This window comes from Pedobacter sp. MC2016-24 (assembly GCF_015223055.1).
Classification (GTDB): Bacteria; Bacteroidota; Bacteroidia; order Sphingobacteriales; family Sphingobacteriaceae; genus Pedobacter.
The window spans coordinates 200820-226044 of record NZ_JADFBX010000005.1 but is presented as its reverse complement, the minus strand read 5'-3'; the positions used below and the strand labels follow the sequence as shown (position 1 = coordinate 226044).

At 42.1% G+C, this 25225-nt stretch carries 12 protein-coding genes; 7 read left to right on the top strand and 5 right to left on the bottom strand.

Annotation, left to right across the window (positions count from 1 at the left end; all coding sequences use genetic code 11):
- From IM797_RS28400 to IM797_RS14210, 5 genes are all read left to right on the top strand, one after another.
- Complete coding sequence (locus IM797_RS28400; protein WP_228098863.1) at positions 1-2652, top strand: hypothetical protein; 2652 nt, start codon at positions 1-3, stop codon at positions 2650-2652.
- A complete protein-coding gene (locus IM797_RS14225) occupies positions 2642-5419 on the top strand; it encodes a pitrilysin family protein (RefSeq protein ID WP_194127814.1) in 2778 nt (925 codons plus the stop codon). The genes IM797_RS28400 and IM797_RS14225 overlap by 11 nt, the downstream gene beginning before the upstream one ends.
- 10 nt (positions 5420-5429) lie before the next feature.
- Entirely contained in the window at positions 5430-7721 is a 2292-nt protein-coding gene (locus tag IM797_RS14220) for a Gldg family protein (protein WP_194127813.1), read from the top strand.
- Positions 7722-7959: 238 nt separating this feature from the next.
- A complete protein-coding gene (locus tag IM797_RS14215; RefSeq protein WP_194127812.1) occupies positions 7960-8598 on the top strand; it encodes a response regulator transcription factor in 639 nt (212 codons plus the stop codon).
- A 91-nt stretch (positions 8599-8689) separates the two neighbouring features.
- Positions 8690-11557, top strand: coding sequence for a carboxypeptidase-like regulatory domain-containing protein (locus tag IM797_RS14210; RefSeq protein WP_194127811.1), 2868 nt, complete (start codon positions 8690-8692; stop codon positions 11555-11557).
- Between the two features lie 3 nt (positions 11558-11560).
- On the opposite strand, the gene IM797_RS14205 is transcribed toward IM797_RS14210, so the two are convergent.
- The 4 genes from IM797_RS14205 to IM797_RS14190 form a co-directional block, all read right to left on the bottom strand.
- Positions 11561-12928 carry a hypothetical protein gene (locus IM797_RS14205; protein WP_194127810.1) on the bottom strand — a complete coding sequence of 456 codons (1368 nt, stop codon included), beginning with the start codon at positions 12926-12928 and terminating at the stop codon, positions 11561-11563.
- The gene (locus IM797_RS14200) at positions 12915-13742 is read right to left on the bottom strand and encodes a hypothetical protein (protein ID WP_194127809.1); all 828 of its coding nucleotides are present in this window, start codon (positions 13740-13742) and stop codon (positions 12915-12917) included. Before IM797_RS14200 ends, IM797_RS14205 begins: the two co-directional genes overlap by 14 nt.
- Positions 13743-13820: 78 nt before the next feature.
- Positions 13821-14354 (bottom strand): hypothetical protein, encoded by a 534-nt coding sequence (locus IM797_RS14195; RefSeq protein WP_194127808.1) that lies wholly within the window; start codon positions 14352-14354, stop codon positions 13821-13823.
- A gap of 203 nt (positions 14355-14557) precedes the next feature.
- Positions 14558-15361 (bottom strand): META domain-containing protein, encoded by an 804-nt coding sequence (locus IM797_RS14190; RefSeq protein ID WP_194127807.1) that lies wholly within the window; start codon positions 15359-15361, stop codon positions 14558-14560.
- Positions 15362-15526: 165 nt separating this feature from the next.
- Here IM797_RS14190 and IM797_RS14185 point away from each other — a divergent pair, with 165 nt between their 5' ends.
- Positions 15527-17716: a polysaccharide lyase family 8 super-sandwich domain-containing protein gene (locus IM797_RS14185; protein ID WP_194127806.1), complete on the top strand. Its 2190-nt coding sequence runs from the start codon at positions 15527-15529 to the stop codon at positions 17714-17716.
- Between the two features lie 11 nt (positions 17717-17727).
- Here the strand turns inward: IM797_RS14185 and IM797_RS14180 are convergent, their stop codons facing one another.
- Positions 17728-21834, bottom strand: a complete 4107-nt coding sequence (locus tag IM797_RS14180; RefSeq protein ID WP_194127805.1) for a hybrid sensor histidine kinase/response regulator transcription factor — start codon at positions 21832-21834, stop codon at positions 17728-17730.
- Positions 21835-22247: 413 nt separating this feature from the next.
- Here IM797_RS14180 and IM797_RS14175 point away from each other — a divergent pair, with 413 nt between their 5' ends.
- Positions 22248-25217 carry a SusC/RagA family TonB-linked outer membrane protein gene (locus IM797_RS14175; protein WP_194127804.1) on the top strand — a complete coding sequence of 990 codons (2970 nt, stop codon included), beginning with the start codon at positions 22248-22250 and terminating at the stop codon, positions 25215-25217.
- Positions 25218-25225 lie beyond the last annotated feature (8 nt).

Sequence of the window (25225 nt, the reverse complement as noted above, 5' to 3'; positions counted from 1 at the left end):
ATGAGCTTTATAACCGATAAACAAACGATCGATGATTTGAATATCTTCTCCAAATCGGGAAGCGATTCGATCTACCATATTTTCAACAAAACCTTCACGCAGGGCGGTGCGGCCCTGCTGGAGGAGCTGTTTCGTAATCCGCTTGCAGACCACCAGGCCATCAATGACCGGGTGGCCATGCTGCATTATTTTTTGGAAAGCAAAACCGCTTTCCCTTTGCAAGGTAACCGATTTGAAGAGGCAGAACGCTATTTAAGCAATACCGACCCGCGCAGCAGGTTGTCTAACCAGGGCTTTAGCATGGCCGATTTCAATGCCGCTGCCCAGAGTGTAACCGTACTGATGGAGATTTTGCAGGGATTAAAAAAGTTCATGCAGGAGATCCAGACTAAAGTTTCTGGGAATCCTTATGGTATCGAGGTAGATAAAGCACTGGCTTTGTTGAATGCCAAAGAACTGGAATTGCTGTTTACCGATCATGGAAAGGGCAAGATCTCTTCCGGGAAGATTGTCGAGTACGACAATATTTTACGGTTCCAGCAGCGGGGACTGCTGGAAAAAATATTACAGCACATCTATCAGCTGGATGTGTACATATCCATTGCGGGTGTAGCCCGGGAGCGGGGGTATAGCTTTGCAACCGCGCTGGAAAGAAATGCCAACCGATTGGAGCTGCAAGGTGTTTACCACCCTTTGCTGAACAAACCAGTTGCCAACTCTTTAACCATGACCCCGGATAGCAATATTGTATTCCTGACCGGTGCCAATATGGGTGGGAAATCCACCTTCATGAAATCGCTGAGCATTGCCATGTACCTGGCGCATTTGGGTTTCCCGATTGCGGCAAAAAGCATGGAATTCTCGGTTTGTGATGGCATGTATACCACCATCAATTTACCGGATAACCTGGCCATGGGTGCCAGTCATTTCTATGCCGAGGTGTTGCGGGTGAAAAAAGTGGCCGTTGAATTGGGTGCAGGCAAAAATCTGTTTGTGGTGTTTGATGAGCTGTTCAGGGGCACCAATGTAAAAGATGCCTATGAAGGCACGATTGCCATTATGGAGGCCTTTGCCAGCAAACCGCAATCACTTTTTGTGATCTCTACGCACATCATGGAAGCGGGAGCAGTGTTGCAAAAGAAATGTAAAAACATGATTTTCCGTTACCTGCCTACGCGCATGGAAAATGGTAAACCGGTGTATACTTATACCCTGACTGAAGGCATTACGGATGACCGTCATGGAATGATCATCATCAATAACGAAGGTGTTATTGAGCTGATCAAAGACAAAAAACAAGCAAAACAGCCACATGCCGATTTCCTTGCAGATAAGCAGACCATAGAAGACTTGAATTTGCAGGGCAAATTTAAACAGCAATCCATTTACAGTTTGTTCAACCATTTGCAAACCCGAGGTGGGGAAAAGATGCTGGAAGTCATGTTTGCCCGGCCCTTGAAAACACCAGGACAGATCAACCAGCGTAGTTCCATATTTGCCTTCTTCCAGCAGCACCGGGTGATTTTCCCGGTGATCCGTTCACAAGTAGAATCGATGGAAGATTACCTTGCTGGTGGCGCAGGGGCAGCCTTGCCAAGAGTAGCCTGGGGCATTTTTGCGAAGAAGTTTAAACAGGTGCTTTTCCACAATGCCGAGTTGCTTCAATTGCAGGCTGGGCAGTCGGTTACCATTGAAGTATTACAGGCTTTCCGGGATTTCTTCTCAGACCTTAAAGGAAAAACAGGTATAGAAGTTTATCAGAAAGATTTGGATACCGCATGGAAAGTATTGCAGGATTCCAGGTTGCAAAGCCTGCTGGATGCGCCTGAAGGGCAACTTTCATTGATGCAACTGATCAAAAATGACTATGTGATCCGCCATGCGATGATCAGCCAGATGGAAAACCTGTTGAAACTGATCTATGAGCTGGATGTCTTTTTAGGGGTAGCAGCTGTCGCTGCGGAGCAGGATTTCGTTTATGCGAAGGCTTTGCCAGCCGAACAGATGGTTCTGGATCTGGAAGGTTTCCGCCATCCGGGATTGAGAAAAGGGGTGAGCAATAACCTACAGCTGACTAAAGATAGAAACATGCTGTTTTTGACAGGAGCGAATATGGCGGGTAAATCGACCTTTATGAAATCCATGGGGATTGCAGTTTACCTGGCACACATGGGTTTCCCGGTAGCGGCAAAGAGGATGGAGTTTTCGGTTAAAGACGGCCTGTTCTCTTCAATCAACGTATCGGATAACCTGGATATGGGCTATAGCCATTTTTACGCGGAAGTACTGCGTACCAAAGCAGTCGCACAGGCCGTCAATGCCTCGCAGGATTTGTATGTGTTGTTTGATGAGCTGTTTAAAGGAACGAATGTGAAGGATGCTTATGATGCAACCTTAGCCGTAACCAAAGCTTTCTCTGAAAACAGGAACAGTTTCTTTGTGGTATCCACCCACATCATTGAAGTAGGGGAAGCCTTGGGTCAAATATCAGATAATGTACAGTTCTCTTTCTTACCTACAGTGATGAAAGATGGGGTACCTACTTATCCGTATAACCTGGCCAACGGCATCACCACCGATAGACAGGGGATGATCATTATTGAGAACGAAAAGATTGTGGACATCATTAAAGGAGAACAATATGCCAATTAAATATAAATTTCTAGGACTATTGTCCATTGTTACGCTTTGCCTGACGCTGGCTTGTAAAACGCAATTAGATACCCAGGCTTTGCCCTTAGATCCGGAGTTGAGGATGGGCAAATTACCGAATGGTTTTACCTATTACATCCGTAAAAACAAAACACCGGAAAAAAGGGTAACCCTGTACCTGGCAGTTAAAGCAGGATCTATTGTTGAAACCGATCAGCAAAGGGGGGTAGCCCATTTTGTAGAACACATGAGTTTTAATGGAACCAAACATTTTCCTAAAAAGGAACTTTCAAACTATTTAGAGAAAGCAGGTGTGCGTTTTGGTGCGGACATCAATGCAACTACTACATTTGATGAAACAGTTTACCAATTGCCCTTACCTTCTGACAACCCGAAATTGCTTGCGGGTGGCTTACAGATCATGCGTGATTGGGCACAGGAAGCCAGTATTGAGGCTGAGGATGTAGAAAAGGAACGCCATGTGATCCTTGAAGAAAAGCGGGTGCGTCAGGGACTTGCACAGCGTTACGATGAAAAGGCTGTTCCATTGTACACCAATAAATCCCATTATGGGGCCCGTTTGCCAATTGGAACCGAGGAAGTCGTGCTGAAAGTTACCCCGGAAGAAATTCGCAGTTTTTACAAAGACTGGTACCGGCCAAATCTGCAGGCTTTACTAGTTGTAGGTGACATCGATGTAGATCAGATGGAAAAGGATATTAAGGCGAAATTTTCTGACCTCAAAAATCCGGAAAAAGAGAAAGTGCGGCCGTCATATCATGCAATATTGACAGGTAAAAATCAATATATGCAGTTTTTGGATCCGGAATTGGGCGGGATTTCTATTGATATCCTGATCAAGCAGCCAGGAGATACGGTAAGTTCGGCGGCGGATTATCGGACCGACCTGGTTAAGAAACTATTCAAACAAATGCTAAGTGCCAGATTTAGGCAGATGTCTTTTGCCGGTTTAAATTCCATGTCCGGAGGTTTGAATTCTTTTTTTGTAAGTGTCACGACTAAGCCTGCCGAGACAGAACCTGCATTGAAAAGTGTTTGGCTGGAACTTCGTAAGATAGAGGAACAAGGGTTTGGCCAGGCAGAGCTGGACCGAATCAAAAAGAGTTACGCATTAACCATGTCTAAGGCGTTGGAGGAAAAGGATAAAACGTCTTCAGATGTCTTGATCAAATCTTATTTACAACATTTTCTAACCGGAAGCGCGGCACCAGGCATTGCTAAGGAATACGAATTGACACAACAACTGCTCCCGGAAATCAGTCTGAAAGAAATGAATGCCCAAATGAAGTTTTATTTAAAAGATACCGATCGGGATATCATTGTGAAGGCATCACCTGCTAATCAGGCTTTTTTACCTACAGAGGCTTCGATCCAACGCTGGCTTGAAGATGTTTATGCACAGAATTTACCACCCTTTGTAGATGATGCATTGGACCTACCTTTGCTCAAAACAGAACCTAGAACTGGCAAGATCGGTAGCATGGAAACCATAAAGCCCGGCGACTTACAAAAAATCATGCTGAGTAATGGTGTAAAGGTTATCTTGAAGAAAACAAATTTTCAGAACAACCAGATTCTTTTTAAAGGATTTGCTGAAGGTGGTGCTTCCCTGGTCAGCGATGTGGATTACCAAAGTGCCATTAATGCTGCAGCGATCATTACGGCAGCAGGTGCCGGGAATTATGATGCTTTGCAACTGGGTAAATTACTCGCTGGAAAAGAAGTACAAGTAAGCCCTTTTATTGTGGATAATTACCAGGGCTTCAGTGGCAGCACGACTAAAGAAGATTTGCCTGCAGCTTTAGAACTCCTGTATGCTTACTTTACGGAGCCCCGTAAAAGTGAAGAGTCTTATCAAACACTGATCGGCAGAACCCGCGAAGAACTGGCCAACAAAACCAATGATCCAAGCCGGATTTTTGCGGATACAGTAAGTCAGGTATTGTCGAATCATCACCTGCGCAGAAAGCCACTGAGCAGCAATAGCATTGCTTCGATTAACCTGGAAAAGGCCTATAAGGTTTATCAGGATCGTTTTGCAGATGCTTCTGATTTTACTTTCCTGTTTGTGGGGAATTTAGACGAAGCGAGCATCAAGCCTTTGCTGGAAAAATATTTGGGTGGGCTACCTGCTCATGGTCGGCGAGAAAAGGCCCGGGATTTGGGGATTAACATTCCTGCAGGGCGTATCGTTAAAACGGTATATAGTGGCACAACACAGAAATCAAGTGTGATGTTGGTTTATTCTGGTGATTTCAATTATAACCTTGAAAACACCATAAAAATGAATGCGGTTGCCGATGCCTTAAACATACGTATGAACCAACGTCTTCGCGAACAGGAAGGTGGAACCTATACGCCAAATGTACAGTTAAGTCTAAGCAAATACCTCAAAGAAAGGTTCAGTCTGACGATCTCATTTGACTGTGATCCGAAAAATGTAGATAAGTTAATTGCAGCTGCACAGGATGAGGTGAATAAAATGAGAACCGCAGGTCCATCGGCAGAGAATTTGCAAAAATTTAAAGCTGCCCGGAAGCTGAGTTTGCAAACAGGCGCTACCAATAATGGTTTTTGGTTGGATTATCTGCTTTCACAGGAGATGAACAAGGCTTCCCTGACCGAGTTTTTTGACTACGATGCTGCATTAAATAAAATAACGGCAAAATCGGTTCAGGAAGCTGCAATGAGATTTATTCAGGATAAGAACTACATCAGGCTGGTGCTGATGCCAGTAGAAAAATAATCAATTAGATATGAAGAAAATTATACAAATAGCCAGGTTGGAACTCAGCCTGCTATTTTATTCCCCGGTTGCCTGGTTACTGATCATTGTACTCTTCGCGCAAATGAGCATCATCTTTACCGCAGCCATGCCACAAGTGGCGCGCGGAGCTATTCCTGAATTTTTAACGAGAGATTTGTATACGAACCCGAACGCTATTGGTTTACTATCCAGAATGCTGGGAAGCTTATACCTCTATATTCCGTTGCTGACGATGGGTATCATCAGTAGGGAAACGAGTAGCGGCAGCATTAAGCTCCTGTATTCTTCACCGGTAAAATTAAGCCAGGTGGTTTATGGTAAATTTATGGCTATGCTGGCTTATAACCTGGTGATTATTGGCGTGATGTGTTTATTTGTACTGATTGGTGCAATATTTATCCCACATTTTGATTATCCACACATATTGGTGGCACTGCTTGCCGTTTTTTTACTGCTGAATGCTTATGCTGCCATTGGGATTTTTGTATCCAGTTTAACTACTTACCAGGCAGTTGCAGCCATCAGTACTTTTGTACTGCTTGCCTTTATGAATTATATTGGAAAGGTTGGACAGGGACTTGATGTTGTCCGCGATCTGACACATAGCCTTTCTATGCCTAGTCGGACAGAGCGTATGATAGCTGGCTTGTTAAATACACGTGATGTGATCTATTACCTCGCTATGATTGGGATATTTCTGGGTTTTACTATAACCAAACTGGAATTGGAGCGGGTATCCAAAACATTTGTACAGCAGGCGATACGGTATCTGTTGATCTTATTCATTGGACTGACTATTACCTATATCAGCTCCCGACAACCCATGATCGCGTATTATGATGCGACAGCAACGAAGGTGAATACGCTGACCAAAACCTCTCAGGATTTGCTCAGAAAAATGGGGGATGAACCGGTTGAGATTACCGAGTACATCAATGGAATGGATGGGTCTTACTGGGAATCTCCTCCGCAACGGCGTATTGCGGATATCGCACGTTGGGAGCCTTATTTACGTTTTAAACCAAATATCAAACTGAAATGGGTCTATTATTACGACACCATTCCGGGAATGACGGCAAGCTTGATAGAGAGCAAGAGGACGTTAAAAGAACTTGTGTACTATATGGCAAAGTTGCAAAAGTTAAATCTCCGGAATTTCTTGAAACCAGAAGAAATCAGAAAGCAAATAAACCTGAATGGTGAAAATGGTCGTTTGGTGATGCAGGTGAAATACAAGGGTAGGACTAGCTTGTTGCGCACATTTCCACCACCTGACAAGGATTTTTGGCCAAACGAAGGAGAAACAGATGCGGCATTGAAAAGGGTAATGATCAAGATACCAAGGGTTGTTTTTGCTAGCGATGGTTATCAGCGTAGCATAGATAAAGTGGGTGACCGGGATTATAAAACGCTGGCCAATGATAAGCTGGCCAGATATTCCATGATTAACCAGGGATTTGATATTGACAGCATTTCGTTGGAGCGTCAAGAACTTCCTGCTGACATTGCCGCCTTGGTTATTGGTGATCCGAAGGTTGCCTTCAGTACTTTAGCTAAAGCCAGGCTTCAAAAATACATCGCCGAAGGCGGTAACCTGGTCATTGCAGGTGAGCCTGGTAAGCAAAATGTGCTTAATCCTTTATTGGAATCGCTTGGGGTAAAAATGCTGGATGGAACGGTAGTTCAGCGAAGTCAACAGTATTCCTTTGACCTGGTTGCACCTGAACTGGCGGCCGGATCTGTAGCGATGGCTCCTGAGTTACAGCCGTTTTTTCAGCAAAAGGCAGTGGTTTCAATGCCTGGGGCCGGAGCTTTAGGGTATGAAGAGTCCGGGCCTTTTGCCATTCATCCGCTTTTAACTACGGACGCGCAAACTACCTGGATCAAAAAAGGAAAATTCACAATAGATTCCGCAGCGCTATCCATTGATGTCAAAGCTGGAGATCAGCAAGGATCCTTTCCCACTGCATTGATGCTGACCCGTCAAGTAAACAATAAGGAACAACGGATTGTGGTAGCCAGTGATGCAGATTTTTTTAGTAATACAGAGTTGTCACGGGCAAACATGACTACGATTAACGGTTATTTCGCCATGCGGATGTTTAGCTGGTTTACTTACGGGGAGTTTCCGATAGATGTGAGCCGGCCAAGGCCAAAAGACAATACCACGATCCTAAGCAAGGCCAGCGTAAAAACGATTCAGGTGTTGTATTACGGTATCATTCCGGGGGCAATATTTCTAGCCGGCCTGATTTTACTCATCCGCAGGAAACGCAAGTAACAGACTGTTCCGTTCAGTCATAAATTTTAAAAGCCTGCAAGCAAATTGCAGGCTTTTTTTGTTCATTTTGTTCAATTCGTTTATTTTTTATTTCCCTTGTATAATTTTTGTCATCTTACAGTTGTGGATTAACGACGCTGTAAAATAATATTCATTTTCTTGCAGCTGAATGATTCAATTTAGCATCAATATTAAGTGTGTATGTTCAGTTTATGTTCAGGATTTATTGATAAGAATTATGGGAAACTTCGAGCGAATAAAAATTGCAATTATTGAGGACAATCCGATTGTGCGGAGCGTTCTTAAAGTCCTGTTGTCAAGTTATTCCAACATCATTTTTGAAATTGTTTTGGAACTGGAATCTTTAATAGATTTTGACAGATTGGATACCTCAAAGTACCAGTCGCCGGATATTATTTTACTCGATATCCGAATGCCTGAAATCAGTGGTCTGGACGGAATTCCGATGTTATATAAAAGCTTTCCGGACAGTTTAATTATCATGATCACAGATGTTGAAGATAAAGATGTGGTGATGAAATGTATACAGGCCGGAGCCAAGGGTTACCTTTCTAAAGGATTTGACCAGCAGGAATTGATCAATGGAATTACAAGCGTTGCGCATGGTGGCTCATTTATCAGTCCGGCCATAGCGCGAAAGGTATTTGATCATATCCGGAACAGGAACAACATGATTGATGAGTTGACCCGGCGCCAGCAGGAAATCGTTGAAGGCATCGTTGAAGGTTTAAGTTATAAACTCATCGGTTACAAATTCGGCATTTCTATAGATACCGTAAGAGAACATATCAAGAATATTTACAAAAAATTAAACATCAATAGTAAGGGCGAACTTGTCGCATTGCTCAAGTTTTAATGGATCGGCACCACATCTTTATGTGACTGCCCAAATGGGGCTTTTTATATAGATAAATGCAACATTTGTAGATAGCAAGAACGGGTATTTTATGTGTAAAAAGTGGAGCGATGTGCTGATGAAAAAGAAGGGGATGATCCTTCTGATCCTGCTATCGGTTTTCTTTTGTTTATCCGGCAAATCCCAGGTTACCAAACCTGCAATTTCATATGGTTTTAAGGTAGATACGGTCGATGTAAATACCGGACAGACTTTTTCCAATTTGTTGTGGATCGAGAACAACAGCAGTGAAGCCGTTCAACTGAAACAATTGCTGCAAAATGGTGAGTTAAAGTCTGGTTTGTTGAAACTGCCAGATACAATCACTGTGGCTGCAGGTCAAAAAAAATGGCTTCCATTAAAATATCTAGGCAATAGCGCAACCATTCACAAGCGTTTACAGGATATCAATATCTCGCTCCGGGATATCGATGAAAAGAAATCTGTCCAGCAAATGGCAACGTTTTATGCCAAACTGAGCGATGGACCGGGACTGGTTATTGACGTTGATCAATCGGAAATTTATCTTGATCCAATTACCAATCAGGCCAGGGTGATGGTACGTTGTTACAACAATGGATTGGTACCTGTTTATTTCAGATTGGAGTTGACTGAAATTCCTGATGGACTTGATTTTATCGGCGAAAAAACGAACCTTACGCTTGAGGCCGGAGTACAGGAGACTTTACCTTTTATTGCTAAAAACAAATTGAATAGTAAGGATCCTGCAGATTTTTCTGTTACCATCCGTGCACTCGATGTGAGCGGTAATGTGATGCAATTGAGGCGTTTGCGGATTATGACGGTTTCTAGTGACCGGCGCTTGTCCTTAAATCCATCTCCTTTTTACCAAAACCATCCCAATACCATTGCCTTAAGGTATATGAATGTTGACAATGCTTCGTCGCTTTACCAGGTTCAGGGAAATGGTAAATACAAGCTGGCGAATGACCAGCAGCTCAACTATCAGTTTAATGGAGATTATTATAACAATCCGGGTCAGAATGGCACTAATATTTATGACAGTTATATTGAATACCATACTAAAAACTGGGGCATAAGAGGTGGAAGCATTTATGAAATCCTGGACTTTAATTTGAATGGAAGAGGTGTTAAAGGAACGTTTAACATCAATGAAACCAGTTCACTTAATTTTTATGGGGTAGAAAATAATTATCTTTTGTATTCAGATTTTAATGTTCCGGGTCAGGGGCAAACATTTGCATTGACTTATAAAGACGGCAAATCCAACTCGGATAGTAAAAGCCTGGTGCTGCTGAGAAATCACAATACCTTTACCGGGATCAACACCACCATGATTTCTGCAAGCTCCAATGTTCCTTTAGCAAATAAGCAAAGCTTAAGTTTGGAAACAGGCTATAGCCTTGTCGGCTTAAGCGCGGATAACAATGCGCTTAAAAGCGGTTTTTCATTGGGTGCAAATTATGGTATCAGTCGGGACAAAATTAGTTTTTACAGCAACAATTATTACTCCACGCCTTATTATGGTGGCTTACGCAAGGGACTACTTCAATTGGAAAACCAATTGTTCTTTAATCTGAAAAACAAAGACAATTTGAGTTTAAGGTTTAGCCTGATGAACAATCAACCTAAAACCTTTGATAGCCCCGAACTTTCTTTTTTGTCTGTTAGCAGTAATTATGGAAATACGGCCTATGAGTTTGGGTACGGCAAGCGGATCAAGCAGTGGTCCTTAATGATCAAGCCTTATTACTTTAGGCAATATATGGAAATTGCGAACGCTGGCGTTTGGAAATCGGCTTCGTTCAGGACTAAGCTGACCGTCAATTACAACAATGCCTTCCATGATTTTTCGCTGGATGCTGACAATGGCTATACCTTCCAAAATACTTCGGGTATCCCACCGGCACCTTTCTTTTCGTCAAGGATAAATGCCAATTATAAAAATCGTTTTGTAGGTTTTACAGCCTATGGGCAATACAACAGTTATTTTTTGACCGATGCATTGGCCATCTCTGAAAATCCTAAATATTTTACCTATTCATTTGGCCCAAACACGCGATTCTCTATTTTGAAAGAACGTTTGGATATACACGTGAACACGATGTATAACTATTTTGGCTTTAATAATAGTGAGAGCTACTCCTTTAGTGGAAATTTTAAATGGGCTTTGAGAGGTGATTGGGCAGTCTCTGCGGATCTTTTTTACAGTCTGAGTAAACAAACGGCGTCGACAATTTATAATCCTTTCATAGGGGTCGAGTCTCAGGTTCAAACGTACAAGCAGGAATTTTCGCGGACTTTTAATAACCATCAGATTCGGATAGGCATTGAAAAGCGATTTGGTCGTAATGACAATGCCGAAAATAAAAAACTGGAACTGGTTTATTTTGAAGATCGCAACGGTAACGGCTACCATGATCAGGATGAGGCATTTCAGCCCGGTATTTGGGTTAAGATTGATGGTTTAGCTGCAGTAACGAATGCGAAGGGGCTGGCTAAATTTTTAGGTGTCAAAGATAAGGCTTACGCTGTTACTATCATCAATGATAAAGGTTGGACCGCAAGCCAGGAAACGGATGTCTTTTTAAGTAAAGATATGCGGTTAGAGATCCCGCTTGTTAAAACCGAGCGGCTGACAGGGCAATTGGCTTATGTTGCTGACCGGTATAGCGAAGGTACGCCTTCTTCGGCTGGGCTAAGGGTAAAAGCTGTTGCAGAAAATGGCCGGATTTATAATACCGTTACGAATAACGAAGGGGAATTTAGTTTTTACCTACCGGAAAGTAAATACAGTGTGAGTGTGGAAACCGAAGGCATGCCTTATGCAATGATCAATCCAAGAGAACGTGTAGAAGTTAAGCGGAACGAGGTTGTAAATATTGAATTCAAATACAAATATGAACAACGCAAAGTTGATGTCATTAAATTCAAATGACCTTTAAAGTCCGGTTAAGGTATAAGTTATGGTTGTACTATAGATTCCTGCTGGTTTATTAAGCAGCGCCTGTGTTTGTGACGCATTGATGGCATACCTGATGCCGATGTTCCGGTCTATTGTCGGAGCACTGCCGTTTACCAGTTGCTGCGGACTGGTGGTAAGAGCGCTGATCGTGTTGACATTACTCTGGCCGGCAGCAGGGCCGATACTCAGTATGTTTACCGGAATGGTGCTGGTTGTGCCCAGTTTTAAATTGGCATCAGTTGCCATTACAGTAATGCTGTACGGGGTAGTTTTGCTGACTGTCAGGTGATTGGAGACATCAAGGAAAATACCGTTTTTATAATTGGCAGCGGTAGAAAGCTGCATATTTATGCTCGACGTGCTGATAGACAATTCTGAAAGATCACTGACCACCACTCTCATGTTAACTGTTTTATTGTTAGTTGCAGCAGGATAAGCGGAGGTGGCATCGGATAACTCCATATTTAAGGTTCCGGAATAGGTTCCTTTATTGATGAAGCCTGCCAGGATATTTGCTGTTGAAATGGTGTATTGTGCAGTTACATTGCTGGTATTACCTGTTGGGACGGCCAAAGTCGGTAGAAATGCCTGTGCTGTAGTACTCAGGTTAATTTGAGTGTTTACCGGCGTCGTTGTTTTGGCGGTAACCAGGTTGAAATTTGTGGTAGGAGCAGGAACATTCGTATATCCGTTAGTAAATGTAAATGTTGCCGTATTACTTTTCAGGTTAATCTTTAAGGGAACAGTAAATCGGTAATTTGTGGTTTTAGTTAAGGAGATGTCTGTATTTCTGAGGTATTTGAGGTCATTTATCAGAAATTCCAGATCACCTGGATCTGTAACTACAGAGATAAATGCAGGTACCGTAACGGTTAAGGTTGCATTTTTTGGAGTAATGTCTGCGCCAAGCGCAACTCCCGAAATGCCAAACTTTAGCGCATTGGTGTAGCTCCCTGCTGTCCAGGCTATAGGTGAAAGCGAGGCAATGGAATAACGCATAGAAAATAGTCCTCCACCGGCACCTAATAGTGCCAATAGATCGGTCTGTAAGGGTGTTGCGGTGCTACTTAATGCAACGGGAGTACCTACGGTGCTTCCTTTTAAAGTTGCTGCTGTAAAAGAAGATATAGGGATTGTCCCTGGTGTTAGGGTGGAGCCCGTACCGGCTATGGTAATAGAGGGGAATAAGCCCAGGGTTGGTGGCGTATAGTTATATCCAGAAGCATCAACTGTAAGTTGTCCGGCTATTAAGGCGGCCTCGTTAATGGTAAATGTAGGATTCTGGGCCAATAGTATCTGGCTCAACAACATAAAAAATGACGTTATAAAGCTACTTTTTAACATGAATGTCTTTTTCTGCTACTTTTAAATCATTATTTCCCCCGGTATCCAGAATGGCAACAGCGAGATAATCGCCGGCACTCAGGCCAGCTGTTAAGGCACCATAAACCCACTGATAATTATGTGGCATAATGGCAATGGGTATTGGCTGTAGTTTAATCTCTTCGCCGGTTTGTTTATTGGTCAGTTCAAATCTGACAAAACCGTCTTTATTTAAGTCTCCGGTGTTTTCAAATTTCACCGCGAGGCGTCCTGTTTTATACTGTTCATTAATCGTGGTATCGTACTCAAAAGCAAGGAACTTCATTTCTCCGGGCCTGGCCTCTGCGGGTGTATAAAATAGCTGGACACCCAGCTCAATACTTAGCCGGATCCCGATGCCCATCGCATCACTTTTGCCAGACTCCTTAGGATTAGCCTGGGTAAAAAAAAGCATGCTGTTGGTCGATACGCTGTTGTTTTGAGACTCAGGAATGCGCATGCTGATCGTAAAACTTTTTTTCTCACCAGCTGCAAGGCTGAAATTGGTGCTCGAAAGGCTAATTGTTTTTCCATTCGAATTGGGAAGGGTTCCCATTGGGAAATAAACTTTTGTGCCCAGTGAATCACGTTTCCAGTCCTGAAGCCTGGTTACAAATTCATACACATCCGTTCCGGAATTCACCACAGTGACATTCTCTGTAACCGTCTCCCCGGGGTTACCCTTAAAAAATATACGGGTTGGAGAAAAGGATAATGCTTGCGCACATACCACATTAAAATCGCATGTAGCAATGAGGGTAAAAATAAATAGAAGAAATTTTGAGCGGATTTGCATTTGTAAAGATCGTTAAGAAAAAAGAAGAGGTTTATATGAATATACATATAAACCTCCGGTTCCCCATTAAAAAATTAATTAGTGAGCCGCAACTGATAGCGTAAGTGAAGTGGCATATTTTTGTTTTACTGATGTTAATAAAACAGGATTCTTTGCAATTTTGTAGCTGACATCAAAACTTTGGTCAAGGGCAGCTGGCGAATTTGTAATCAATAGCTGATCTGAAGTAGTAGGTACTACAGCAGTCTGAAGTGTACCGCTAGGGCCTGGTCTTGCGCTTACTGCCAGAATATTAAGATCAAGTGTGTTAGAAGACGTAGTTTGCCCTACAAAAGGGCCTGAACCTTTTAAAAACACATCATATGCCTTGGTTGCTGTAATTCTGAACTGATCGGTAATTGTGGAGGTCTGGTCGCTATTGTATTGTGCTGCTGTTTCATAGAGGAACTCCACGAGTGAACTCCCTGTAGGGGTAGTCGGACTTATGCCAATAATATCCTTTAGTTCAACTGTTACAGCAATTGACCGTACTGTTGTTTGTGCATGAACGGAATTGCTTAACCCGAATGTTATTGCTAATGCAGCAATCATAGTGAATAATTTTTTTTTCATTTTGTTTAAGATTAATTATTTAAGGATCTTTTATTTCTTTGTAATAGAGCGCCTGTTTTCTAGGTTGTTATCACAATACAAATATTCAAAAAAGGCCCTTTACGAAGAAATTTTGGGCATCACATGATGATGTGACTAAACAAAATAGCCCGGAAACATTTTTTTGTTCCCGGGCTATGCTCAGCTGTAATTAAAAACAAATGCTATTTCTTTTTAAAACGCATCACAGCGATGTCGCCCATGATCAGATTTAGCGTGGTACCGCTCACGTCATATTTTGAAATGGTTTTCAACGTTTTGAAAAAAGTAGCCTCACCAATACCTTCGCATGCCATCTTTGTACTCATCGGATCTGCAAATCTGATGTTGTTGCCGTCGATGGTAAAAGTAGTGTTGTAATTGTTGCAACCGCTGTTTCCATTTGCTTTTGTTGCAGAAAGATCAAAAATTATTGTCGGTTTTTTATTAGGATATAAACCGTCAAAAGCGATTCTTGGTCCTGAAATATAATCCAGTTCCCAAGTGCCGTTTAGCGCTTTACTGGCTACAGGAGCTGTTACCACTTTAAAACGAGCCAAGGCCGCCATACGACCTTTGTTAATCGACAACGTATTGTCGCCGACCGTATAATTGTCAGCAGTAACCAACGCACGATTTAGCCCGGTTTCAATTTCCATGTGATCGCAGGCCATCATGGTAGACATGCCTTGCGTAAATTTGATTCTGTTGTTGTCTGAAATTTCGAAATTTCCGCCAAGGCCGTTACATCCGGCTGAGGCAGAATATCGGTTGTCTGCTTTTTGCAACAGTATAAAAGGCTCCTTGCCATTAATTTTATCCGCTACAGGTTTACCTTCCAGCTCAATCAGCTTCCACTTTTTGTCAGTAATCACCTGGTTTGACATAGATTTTGAATTTTCTTTTGACGGATTCGATTTGTTTAAGCTGCTACAGGCATTTAACATCAATGCAAAGCTTAATGCGGAGTAGTAAAAGAGTTTTTTCATTTCAAGGGATTTAATTTTCAAGAAGGCATCCTTCTACACTAATATAACATTTAAACAGCAAAACAACACAAGGATAATGCCTGTTTTTCTACCCTATTTTTTAGAATAGTCATCTTTTTTAAGCAAATAATATAACAAATTTGGTGACAGCAATTTACCGGGTTCATGAAAGTAATTATCTCATTTCTTCTACTTAGTCTTTTATTCATTTTGGTTAGTCGGGCACAGAATCAGCCTGATCAGGTTTTTCAAACGGTTTTAAGCCGGGTTCATCAGGAGCAACTTGCTGAAGTAAAGAATGTCAGGCAACTTGATCAGCAGATTAAGTATGACTTGATGGATTTGGATCCAGTGAATGGGAAGTACAAATCCATAGACTATGCTGATCACAAACGCATTAATCCGTCCTGGATACCTGTTTTGGAAAAAATAAGGATCATGACACTTGCATATGGTCATCCTAAAAGTAGCTTTTATAAGAATCTTAAGCTTAGGGATGTGATTCAAAAAAGTTTGAGCTATTTCAGCGGTCTTAAACCTTTGCCTTATTGCGATAATTGGTATCAGCAGGGAATTACTCGGCCGCAAAGCTTAGCACTTAGTTTGGTGAACATGAGATTTGGTGCACAGCCTTTGGATAATCTGGTGGAGAAAAGTACATTGGCTACCATATGTAAGGATACGGCTGTAACCAGCAACGGGCGAAACAATCCCATGCATAAATTTAATTTTGGAGCAAATAAGTCCCTGATCGCAATGGGGTGGATATATATAGGGGCATTGTTGAAAGATGAGAACATGCTGAAACTGGGGGCTGAGCAGAGTTATGCCCCGATACAGTATACCACTGGTGAAGGCATTCAATATGATCTTTCCTATGATATGCATTACGGATACCTGTACAACGGAGGTTATGGAACGGTGTTTATGTCTAGCGTACTTAAATCCGCCGCTTATACTGTTGGAACAAAATACGCGCTGCAGGGAGAAAAGCTGGAGTTGTTTCGAAAGTTTATCCTGGAGTCTATATTCGGTGTCATCCGGGGGAAATGGATCGACTGGAATGTCATTGGAAGGGGGATTTCTAGGGTCGGGGCTACACAGGTTGACTATATCTCCAGTCTGGCCATACTGGAAAGGATTGACCCCAGGGGAAAGGAGCAATATCAGACCATCAGAAAAAGGATGACATCCGAAGTACCTGCTTCCTTTAAAGTCCAGTCTTCACACCGGCACTATTGGAATGCTGATTATACTGTACACATCAGACCTGCTTACTTTATTTCCATCCATGCGGTATCCAGCAGGAAATATTCGCAGGAGATCGGCAATTCAGAAAACATGAAGGGTTTCTGGGGAGCAGAGGGAACCATGAATCTTCAGTTGAAAGGAAATGAGTATTTTAATATATTTCCTTTGTGGAATTGGACAAGGTTGCCAGGTACAACCTTACCAGATAGCCTACCCATACTCAAAGATAAAGCACCGGGGGCCGGAGATCGAAGAGGCACAGACCCTTTTTCTGGAGGTGTATCTGATGGGATTTACGGCGCAACAGCCTACGTGATGAAAAATGATCTGCAGGTATCTGCAAAAAAAGGCTGGTTTATGTTCGAGGAGGAAATTGTCTGTCTCGGAACAGGAATTAACGCTGGTCTGGCTGCGCCAATTGCCACAACCTTAAATCAGGTCGTTGCTGCGCCAGATGGATTGACATTAAGTGATGGCGGCAGGGTAACACATTATAAGCGTAAAAATTTGCATTTGAGTTTCAAGAAACATTTAGACTGGGTGTTGCATGATCAGGTTGGGTATGTCTTTCCTGAAAAGGGCATCGTGAACCTGTCTGTTGAAAACAGGCGCAGCGACTGGACTGAGATTAGTGTGGGTGGGGATAAAGCAGATGAAAGAATAGAAAATAAATCTGTTTTCCAATTGAGTATAGCTCATGGTATTAGACCTGATGCATCAAAATATACTTACATCCTACTGCCAGGCATGAAAACTGAAGCTCAGATGAAAAATTACCTGACGAAGAAATTTATTAAAATTGAATCGAATACCGATAGGCTCCAGGCTGTTTACCATCAGGGGCTGAAGATTTGGCAAATGGTATTTTATGAAGCTGATGTGTCATTTAATGATGGAAAGATCGCAGTTTCAACAGATATTCCGGCAGTGCTGATGCTCAGAAAACTGACAAATGGGCGATATCAATTGCATGCAGCAGATCCGGCTCATCTTCATGATAAATTAAAAGTGAGCATCCAGCTCAGTAGCACTGATGTTCGCACCATTACTTTAGACCTTCCTCAAAAACAATATGCAGGGCAAACGGTATCCATCCTTTTATAAGTAGAATCTTGCTATTGTTCTGTTTCCCCACCTTCCATCAAGTTGATATACACACGGGGTGTTTGGCCGTATTGCTTTTTAAATTCCCTGCTGAAGTATTTGGGATCGTTAAAGCCGACCAGGTAGGAGACTTCTGAAATGTTATAAACTTTTTGCAGGAGCAACTGGGCTGCCTTTTTCAAACGAATGGATTTGATGAAGTCGTTAACAGACAAGTCAGTAATGGCACGGATCTTTTTGTACAATACCGGCTGGCTCATGCCAATCTGGGCTGAAAGTTCAGGAACGCCAAAGTCCTGATCTGCCATGCGCTCCTCAATGCACTGCATTACTTTGGCCATAAAGTTATGATCTATGGTACTTACCGTAATGTTCTGGGGCTGGAGACTTACCTGCTGGCTAAATTTCTGGCGCATGTTTGCACGCGATTGCAGCAGGTTGCGCACATTTAATTTCAACAGTTCCATGCTAAAAGGCTTGGTTACATAACTGTCGGCACCCATTTCCATTCCTTCCATTTGATGTGTATGGGATGACTTTGCAGTAAGCAAAATGATGGGGATGTGACTGGTTCGTTCATCCATCTTTAGTTTTTTGGTGAGTTCAAGCCCGTCCATTACGGGCATCATCACATCGCAGATGATCAACTCAGGTAATAATTCTATGGCTGTTTCCCAGCCTTCTTGTCCATCCGCACTTTCTATTATTTTATAATCGTTACCAATGTAATTTCTTAGCAACTGCCTGATTTCGTCATTGTCTTCTACAATTAAAATGGTTTCCTGATGCTGCGGTACCCGAAGGTCGGTGGTTTTGGAATCGGGCACAGGAAGCGGAGCTGAATAAATGCTCTTTTCGATACCATCATCTAAAAACGTTTTTAAATCTAATGCACTGAAATGCAATTTCCCTTTTTTCAAAGTAACCGTAAAACAGGTGTCGCCAGGTTGGGTTGCGCTTGCAGGCGTACTCTCTATATTGATATTTCCCTGATGTGCAGTGATGATGCTTTTAGACAAAGCCAGGCCAATACCAGAGCCAATGTGGTTGGAGCCCTGGGCATTTACCTGGAAAAACTCGCTAAAAAGCTTAGCCTGACTATCGTAAGGAATTCCAATGCCATTGTCTCTGACCTGGATAATAACGCTGTCTGTGCTTTCTGCAACAGATAACCGAATGCTACCTTTGGACTTTGTAAATTTAAAGGCATTGGAAAGCAGGTTAAATAATACCTTTTCCATTTGTGCTTTATCAAAATATAGTTCAATATCCTGATCAGCATGGTCAAAGCGGTAATCAATGTGGTGCTTACCCGCCAGATAGCTGAAGGATTGAAAGATCTCATCTGCAAAAGCAATGATGTGATAAGGAGCTACGTTTAGTTTAAGTTTACCGCTTTCATTTTTCCTGAAATCCATCAGTTCTGTAATGAGCCGCATCAATCGGTCTGCATTGTTTTTAATCGGTACAACCTGGCTGTTTACTTCAGGAAGATCTTTTGTACTCTTCAGCAAACTTTCCAGGGGGCCAAGGATGAGTGTTAATGGCGTGCGGATTTCATGAGATACATGGGTGAAAAAATTGAGCTTCATCTGTTGTATATTTTCCGTTCTTTTTAATAAAGCGCGGACAAACAGATAACGGATCACCAGAAATAAAATAGTAGCAGATATCAGGAGGTAAATTAAATATGCCCACCAGCTGGCCCAGATCGGTGGTAAAATATGAATCCCTATTGTCGCAGCATTACTTCCTTCAATGCCATCATTATTTAAACCTTTTACAACAAATCGATATTGTCCGGACGGCAGGTTGGTATACGTTGCACTCGGATGGTCAACCTGATTCCAGTCCCTGTCATAGCCCTCCAGCTTATAGGCGTACTTATTTTTATCCGATTTGATGTAGTTTAATAAAGCGAAGCCAATCGTGAAATTGTTCTGATCATACCGAAAGGTAAGGTCTTTGGTGTTCATCAGTTGTTGTTTCAGGAGCTGATCCGGTCCGTTTACTGCTACCGGCTGGTTAAACAGTTTTAATCCGGTAAAAACGATAGGTACTACGTCATCGTTCGTTTCAATGTTTTCAGGATAAAAAGAGGTCATGCCATTTAGGCCGCCCAGGAATACCTCTCCATTGCGGCTGCCAAGATAGGACCGGAAATTAAATTCATTACCTGCCAGACCATCTACTTGTGTATAGTTTCTGAAAACACCGGTTTTCAAATCCAATTTCGATAAACCATTGGCCGTACTGATCCATAAAATTCCCTTCTGATCTTCTACGATACCCAGTACATTGTTGTTGGCCAGGCCATCGTTTTCATCATAAGTTTTAAATTTATTGGTTTGTTTATTGAATAGGCTTAATCCGCCGAAATAAGTGCCGATGCAAAGTTGGCCATCTGAGGTTTCCATCAGGCAATTGATGTAGTCTGATTTCAGTTTGTTGGGATCCGTTGCTTTTTTCCTATAAAGCGAGAGTTTTCGACTGCTGAAATTATAAGAGAATAAACCGGCAGTAGTTCCAATCCAAAGTTGATTGGCGCGATCTCTGAATAAGACCTGGATACCCCGGTTTTCGGCTTTTATATATTTATCCAACACGCTTTTAGTGGTACGTTCCGGATAGCCATTGCTTTGTTTTTTTAAAATACTCAGGCCGTTCCAGGAGGCGACCCAGATTGTTCCATATTGATCCTGGTTCAGCGCAACAATCTCTGCGGTCCCTATAGCACCTGTTGAATCTTTTACATTTAAAACCCTCCTAAACTGGCGTGTTACAGGATTAAATAAGTTCAAGCCGCCATGGTGGGTGCCGATGACAAGGTGACCGTTTTCCGTTTTGTCTTTAATGACAATTTTAATCAGGTTAGAACTGATGCTATTCGGATCGTTGGGCTTGGTTTTATAGCTGCTGTAACGGTTATGTTTGCGGTCTATAAAACTTAGACCGGCACCTTCAGTCCCGATCCATAAGTTTTGTTCCTCATCTTCTACAATAGAACTTATGATATTGCCACTAATACTGGGTTTCAGTTTGCTGTTTCGGTAAACGTTAAACCGCGTGGCAATGGGATAGCAGTAATTAACACCCCCGAAATACGTTCCGACCCACATGGTCTGATTTACATCCTGAAAAATACTATGCACAGAATTGTGACTGATGCTGTTCCTGAGTTCAGTATCATGCTGATAGTTCCTGAATTTTTTACTGATGGGATCCAGGATGCTCAGGCCCTCCTGGGTACCGATCCACAATAGCCCTTTGTGGTCAAGGGTAATGTCTCTGATGTCACTATGAATAATGCCTGTTGAATCTTTATCGCTATGCCTGTAGGTGGTAAATGTCTGGGTTTCGGGATGGTAAAGCGACAAGCCATTGTCTGTACCAACCCATAAATTTCCCTTGCGGTCTGCATTAACAGCAGTGACGTAATTGGAGCCGATGGAATTGATTTGTTCTGGGTTGGATCGGAACCTTTTATACGTATAGCGGCCATCTTTTTCAGTCATGCAAAGCAGACCATCTGTTGTGCCCAGCCAGATGTTGTTTTTACTATCCTGGTAAATGGCATAGATGGTTCTGTCTGCTGGTTTCTTTGACCGCCCAAATTGGAAAGTACTGAACGTATTTTTGCGATCGTCAGTTAACAGATACAGCCCTTGTGAGCTTCCTATCCAAAGCCGGTGTTGCCGGTCTTCATAAATAGATTCAATTACCGGGTTTTTCTTCTTGTTTCTACGGCCTATGCTAATACGAATAAACAGGTCCTGCACCTGATCGTATCTATTGAGTCCGTTAACGGTGCCTACCCACATGCTCCCTTTAGAATCTGTAAACAACTGGGTTATTTCGTTGCTGGATAAGCTTTGCGGATAGTCAGCATTGTTTCTGTAGATTTTAAATTGATAGCCGTCATATCGATTTAGGCCTTGCCTTGTTCCAAACCATAAAAAATGAGCTTTATCCTGAGTGATGGCGACAACTGAGTTTTGAGATAATCCATTTTCGATTGTAAAATTGTTAAATGAAACTGGGTACTGCGCATGCAGTTTTATACTGAAAACAAAAATTGACAGGCAGGCAAATAGAAGTCCCCTTGCTGGAAGTTTCATAAAGTCTTTATCAAATGTTATTTATTCGTTAACACTAAGGATACACGTGGCTTATCGGTAGTAATATGTAAAAATATACTTCTATTTTCTATTTCAAGGCATTTTTTAATGATTTTTCTACCCTTTCCTTTAGAATATTCATCTTTTTTAAGGAGATAATATTACAGTTTTGATCATACCAAATATAGTTAGCATTCCCCTTCGGGATACTTGTGCCGATTTTATTATCGTGCGCTTTATCAGGATTGCCCGGGCAAATAATTGAATTGTTAACCTAAACCAATATGTATGATTAAACATTGACTAAACCAACCAACTAACGCTTAATACCATTCAATAAACCAGCACTGCAGGCGCGTTATACGCTTTTCCCTGCAGCACCATAAACAAACGAAACAACAACTTTAAAACGGATGAAAAATACCCGAATTATCAAGTACAGGCGATGCCATTGGATGCTTGTGTCTTTTTTCCTTGTTGGTCTTGGATTTCCACTGAGTGGATATAGTCGCCTTTTTCAGGATGGCACTGTAGGCAAGGACACTGTAGGAAAAGACTCCGGATCAGTAAAGCTGAGGCGCTTTGTATCTGTGAAGAATATAGACTCTCTGCCTTTAAAGCAGCTGGGTATGCTACCTGTAAGTTCGCTTCACCAAGCCTTAAAAGGAAATGTAGCAGGAATATATGTTCAGGAAACAACCGGTGAGCCAGGGAGCTCAGAACAGAGCATGCTGATTAGGGGACTGTCAATGCCTTTGTTGTCCCGGAAGGATATTTATCAGGTGCAACCTACCATATACCTGAATGGAATCCCGTTAATTCAGGACAATCCGTTCATGTTCGATATACAGCGGTTTGATTATTTGCCAATCGGAACAGCAACAAACCTGCTTTCTACAATAGACCTGGACAATGTCGAATCGATTAATGTCATTAAAGGCGGAGCAGCAGCCGCCTTGTATGGACCAAGAGCTGCGAACGGGGCGATTTTTATCACCACCAAAAATGCGCAGGAAGGCCTGAATCAGATCAGTTTCAACAGCTATTATGGCATGGTGCAAAAAGATCGCGTAACACCTGCAAATGCTAAAAACGAAAATGATTTCAGACAGCCTTTTTACCAAAAGTTTGCAAGCCCTGCTGATTACGATAATTATCCCGGCTACCTGCGTGATGCGACCAACGAAAACTACTATGGCCCATCCAATTGGACGGATTTGTATTATAAAAATAGTCCGGTACACAACATAAACGCAAGTATTACGGGGGGTACAAGTCGCTCTAATTTTCGTTTTTTTGGTGGCAACACCCGCAATGCAGGTAATGCAGACGATACCAAGCTGGATCGGTATGTTGCCTCATTTTTCATTAATATGCTGCCTTTAAAGTGGCTTACGGTATCAAGTATGATCAATGCGACCCGGCTGGAACGTGGCAGGAACCGTTCGTTCAGGGACCGTTTTGCTGAAATGCAATATGTGCCTGACCTTACCAGTCCAATTTCGCCAAATAAACTGATCTACGGCAACTTATTGAAGGAGTATGATACCAGGTCCATCGATAAAAATAAAAATAATGCCGTGCAGGGGTATTTCTCACTGAATGCCAGAATCGGGGGTTTTGATTTCATATCACGTATTGGTTTTGATTACAATGAGGGTCTCCGTGACGTCTTTTATCCTTCAACAATGTGGGACGGAAACAATTACGTATCCAATTATTTTGGCTTTAATCAGCGTGTTGTTGTCGATAATGTACTGAAGTATACCCATAAAATTGACGGAGGTCAAAAACTCAACTTCGAAGCGGGACATTCCTTTCAGGCTGATGTCAACAAATACAATTACGCATATGGCTACAAAGGATCGAGTGATTATATCCGGATCAATGTGGTAAACGGGGATCCTAAAAATAGTGCTTATTTGCTGCCAAAAGATTTTATTGTCTTTCGTTTTACAGACCGGCAGAAATCAAGCCTTAGTTCACTATTTGCTAAGGCAAATTATGAATTGAATGAGGAATTGAGTTTTACAGCGGTTGCCCGTACAGATGGTTCTTCTACCATGCAGCCTACTGCGCGCTGGTTTTTTTCGCCCGTAGTCACTGCTGATTATAACCTGAAAACACGTTTGCTTAAAGACAATGCTATTTTCTCTAAACTGATATTTTCAGCTTCCTGGAGTCGTATCGGCAGTCTCATTGCAAATGACCGCTTCGCAGCAGGGCCACAATATGATGTAGATCTTGGATGGTCAGGAAATCCTGCGTTTTATTCTTATGGTGGTTTTGGAACGCTATCCAGGCCCTATACTAAAGGCTGGGTAGGCTATGATATCCCATGGGCTTATGTACAGGAAACAAACCTCGGCTTGGATGCAGGCTTTTTTAACAATCGTTTACAAACCAGAATAGACCTCTATTCGAAAAACAATAACCGAATGTTGTTACCTATGCCGGTAAATGCGGAGTCGGGTTATACTGCCGCTTATCAGAGCGGAATGAATGTAAACAATAGCGGTATAGAATTAATCTTACAGGCTGATGTTTTAACAGGAAGACATAGACAGTTGAACTGGAGCAGCAGTCTCAATGCAAGCTACAATCGGAATAAACTTAATGCGCTTCCAGGTGGGGTTTCCGAAATCACTATCGGTACACAAAAGTTGGTTGTTGGACAGGCCATTGATAAATTTTGGGTATTACAAACGGATGGTGTATTTAATGCGGACGTAGACGTGCCGGTAAATCCAGCTACTTATCAGATTTTGAATTATAAAGGCTTACCTTTTCATGGGGGAGATCCAAGATGGAAAGATCAGAATGGAGACTATACTATTAATGAAGCTGATAAGGTTGCCCTTGGGAACTACATCCCTAAATTTACCGGTAATTTTTCCAACCAGTTTGAATATCGCGGAGTTAACCTGAGCTTCAACCTGTACTTTGCCCTGGGACGTAATATTCTCAACCAGGCCGTGGCTAACCGTTTCGACTTTATCAATAGAAAAGGTAAAAATGATATCCTGGCAGTGGATGAAATTACATTCTGGCAAACTGATTTTGATGCTTCGAAATATCCGGTGTATAATCCATGGAGTGCGGTACAATCTTATCGTACAGATCAGGATATTTTTATTGAAAACGGATCATACCTTAAACTACGGTCGATTTCTTTAAGCTATGACCTTTCCAGGTTCGGTTTCATGAACCCAAGAAAAAGATCAAACGGCAAATTTGTCGTGTATGCAACTGCGACGAATTTATTCACCATTACTCCTTATACAGGTGGTGATCCTGAAATAGTTGATTATACCGGGGTTGATACCGGATTCGGCTTGTCTATTCCAAAAACATATGTATTAGGTATTAAGGTTGATTTATAGAAATGAAA

Coding starts and splice junctions, on each gene's coding strand:
- IM797_RS14185 (WP_194127806.1), top strand. CDS start 15,527: ATGAAAGTAATTATCTCATTTCTTCTACTTAGTCTTTTATTCATTTTG.
- IM797_RS14195 (WP_194127808.1), bottom strand. CDS start 14,354: ATGAAAAAAAAATTATTCACTATGATTGCTGCATTAGCAATAACATTC.
- IM797_RS14190 (WP_194127807.1), bottom strand. CDS start 15,361: ATGAAAAAACTCTTTTACTACTCCGCATTAAGCTTTGCATTGATGTTA.
- IM797_RS28400 (WP_228098863.1), top strand. CDS start 1: ATGAGCTTTATAACCGATAAACAAACGATCGATGATTTGAATATCTTC.
- IM797_RS14225 (WP_194127814.1), top strand. CDS start 2,642: ATGCCAATTAAATATAAATTTCTAGGACTATTGTCCATTGTTACGCTT.
- IM797_RS14175 (WP_194127804.1), top strand. CDS start 22,248: ATGAAAAATACCCGAATTATCAAGTACAGGCGATGCCATTGGATGCTT.
- IM797_RS14210 (WP_194127811.1), top strand. CDS start 8,690: ATGTGTAAAAAGTGGAGCGATGTGCTGATGAAAAAGAAGGGGATGATC.
- IM797_RS14205 (WP_194127810.1), bottom strand. CDS start 12,928: ATGTTAAAAAGTAGCTTTATAACGTCATTTTTTATGTTGTTGAGCCAG.
- IM797_RS14220 (WP_194127813.1), top strand. CDS start 5,430: ATGAAGAAAATTATACAAATAGCCAGGTTGGAACTCAGCCTGCTATTT.
- IM797_RS14180 (WP_194127805.1), bottom strand. CDS start 21,834: ATGAAACTTCCAGCAAGGGGACTTCTATTTGCCTGCCTGTCAATTTTT.
- IM797_RS14215 (WP_194127812.1), top strand. CDS start 7,960: ATGGGAAACTTCGAGCGAATAAAAATTGCAATTATTGAGGACAATCCG.
- IM797_RS14200 (WP_194127809.1), bottom strand. CDS start 13,742: ATGCAAATCCGCTCAAAATTTCTTCTATTTATTTTTACCCTCATTGCT.